This window comes from Prevotella sp. Sow4_E9_plate (assembly GCF_052116205.1).
Taxonomy (GTDB): Bacteria; Bacteroidota; Bacteroidia; order Bacteroidales; family Bacteroidaceae; genus Prevotella.
On the sequence record NZ_JBQKLN010000098.1, the window covers coordinates 1 to 2926 of the forward strand.

The following is a 2926-nucleotide window of genomic DNA, read 5'->3' on the forward strand; positions in this document are numbered from 1 at the left end:
GCAAGTGGGTACACCCCGAACCGAACTTTAATTAGCAAGATTTTCAAAGATCTCTCGTGCTTACAGCGTATAGCTGCTTAGCACATTATTGAATTATTAACGAACTATTGAATAGAGGAAATCAGAATCTACCACTTTAAAAGAAAGCACAGACAAAATTTGCTCCACCTTGACCAAAGGCAAATCTTTATCCTCTAAGTCTGATGCTTTAAAGCGATTCTTCATACCATAATCTGCGTCAAAAGCATACATGGGTAAACGACTTTTACCCAATGTTTTTATCTCTTCTGGAGCCTCATCTACCACACCAAGTTGTAAGGTTGTATATTCTTGCCAATTAGAGCGAATTTGAGATATTTCAAGATTTGGGAAACTATTTAAGTTATCTTCACACCATCTATCTAAATTATCATAGAAATGAAGAAAATCAATAGTCTTTAGCCCAATTTCAGTTTCGATTATAGCATCTAATTTTTGATATAAATCTGAAATCCAGCTAATAGACTGTTCTTCAAAATTCAGAGGTCCCTGATTAAAATATGACAGAAAAGACGGCATTGCCACTTCTCGTTTTTTCTTCCATTTATTTGTAATCTCTGTTTCTTCTTTTGGTAGGAATATTTTAAAATACTCCGTTTCAATGGCATTTAAGTGATCTACAATATATGTCCAATCTTCTTTAGTATAATTCACTTCCTCGCCACTCTTCGTTGTAGTTACCAACAGACCTGCAAGATAATACAATTGCCTCATTGGAGACGATAACAGGCATACTTCATCTTGAGCAAATCCCAATGAAGGATTTTCAATCAATTGAGTAAAATGTCCAAGGATAATTCGCTTATCATATTTTGTCAAGAACTGTTTAAGTTCATTGGACAATCTTTCTAACTCTTTCATATTTAACCAACAGTCTTTTCACATAAAAATCTAAGATCTTCTATCCATTTAGGAATATTTCCAGAAAAAGGATTGGATGTATATTCTACAGCTATTAAATCTTTATTATTATCAACAAATGAAGATATTACTTTTTTGTCTTCTGCAACATTTCTGCCTAGAACATTTTGCTTAAGAATGCTATAATCACCTTTTATTCTACTGTTCTTCACACCATTATTAAAAATGTAATGAGAAAAAACATCTTTTTCCTGTTCTGTACCCCTTTCTTGAATTATTTTTTGCAAGCTTTGATAAAACAAAGAAGGTTCTAAAACATCTTCTACTTCAGTAGGATTTTTTTTGTTGTCTGTACATCTTATCAAACATGCAGTCTGCTCTTCCTCTTGGTGAAGACGTCTCATTACTAAAATATTTGACTTAATATCTTCTTCCATACCAATTGTTGGGCATGATATATCTGTGTCTATCAAACAAATAATTTTTCGTTTATCACCTTTCGTTGACATTTCTCTATCAGAAAGAGGTGTCCACAAATAACTGAAGATCTTCTTTACATTTGAACATCCTCCTACAGGTATTATGTTCAAGTTCAAAGAGGACAGATAATATTCTATATATCTTTTGTCTTCATATCCTTCAACTATCACCATTGTCTGAAGTGAATTTCTGAATGCATATAATAAAGATGATGTCAAATCAAAATAGCCTTTTAGTTGTATATCATTAGGCAAATCGCCTCTCTTTTCGAAATAATTATTAAGAGAACTATATGTAGCTTTATTCAAATCGTCAATATGAATAAGACCACCATTCTTCAGTATAGGAAGAGAACCATACCAATGTGTTGTAACAAATATTTGATGGTTGTATTCCAATGCTATTTTACTAATTTTTGAGAACTGGGCATAACATTTTGATATATGCAAAGAACTCTCAGGCTCGTCTATTGCTACGATAAGCTCTCGTGATGGACTATTTTTTTGTATAAAAGCAGAAATTATATCTATGAGAATAATACGTTTTTCGCCAGAAGAAAGATCCTCTATCAATTTTTCATCTTTTTTAAAAATTCGTTTGGAATAATATGCTTCTATTATGGTATCAGACACATGACTTGCCTTCAATTTTGAACTTTGTCTGGGTGCAGGTTTGTAACTGTATCCTTCATATTCTTTTTGGATATCCCCTTCCACTGTATTGACATATGCTTCCAATATTTCATTTATCATGTCCAACAAAGACAACTTCTTAACTTTGGGTCCATGATTCCTAGAAATTCTTTTCTCATTTAATTTTTTAGAAATTTCATCCTTGAGCATTTGCATACTCATATTTTGAAGTCTAACAAAGTTACTTACCGTTGTTTCAACTGGTATATAAATATAAGCATGAAATTCTAAAATAGAATGCAACAATTTATGTAAAGCACCATCAGATGGTTTTGGATCAGTTGTAATTGAATTTTTCACTTGTTTATCAAATGTCAGAAAATTCAATAATTTATTTGTATATGATTTCCCTATAAAAACCAAATAGTTTTCATCTTCAAATCGCTTATGAGTTTTTATTGTTTCAAAAAATGACTCATAGCCTCGATAAGGCAGCATCGAAGCTGGATTGAAATTCCAAAAGAAAGTACTTATCTCTTCAAGAATATTTTTTTCCTTAGAATCCAAAATCAGATTCACTCGGTTTTTCTCTAATAAAAACAAAGCACCTACTTGAGAATCTTCTTTTGACTTTGAATCATTATTTACGATCCAATGAGCATCATTAAATAGTGTATCCAATCCTTCTAGTATTGCACTTTTTCCCACGCCATTATTACCTATGATGAGATTTAAATAGTTTGGCTCATCATCTGAAAAAGGCAAGATATTTATACCCTTATAGCACTTAAAATTTTTAAGTAATGAGCCCACTTTAAAAAGGGGCATATTTTGAATCCAGCATGACCAGTGTGGTCATTCTGAGTGAAACATAGCAATTGGCTCCGCTGGTGAATATCTGTCGAGAAATCGCT

2 protein-coding genes are annotated in these 2926 nt (G+C 32.1%); both read right to left on the minus strand.

Features of this window, described 5'->3' with window-relative positions; genetic code table 11:
* Positions 1 to 96 precede the first annotated feature (96 nt).
* Positions 97 to 900, minus strand: coding sequence for a hypothetical protein (locus ACTQ53_RS17310; protein WP_441934536.1), 804 nt, complete (start codon positions 898 to 900; stop codon positions 97 to 99).
* Between the two features lie 2 nt (positions 901 to 902).
* Entirely contained in the window at positions 903 to 2840 is a 1938-nt protein-coding gene (locus ACTQ53_RS17315; protein WP_441934538.1) for an ATP-dependent nuclease, read from the minus strand.
* Positions 2841 to 2926 lie beyond the last annotated feature (86 nt).

Excerpts from the sequence above, each read along its gene's own strand:
- ACTQ53_RS17310 (WP_441934536.1), bottom strand. The coding sequence starts at position 900 with ATGAAAGAGTTAGAAAGATTGTCCAATGAACTTAAACAGTTCTTGACA.
- ACTQ53_RS17315 (WP_441934538.1), bottom strand. The coding sequence starts at position 2,840 with ATGCCCCTTTTTAAAGTGGGCTCATTACTTAAAAATTTTAAGTGCTAT.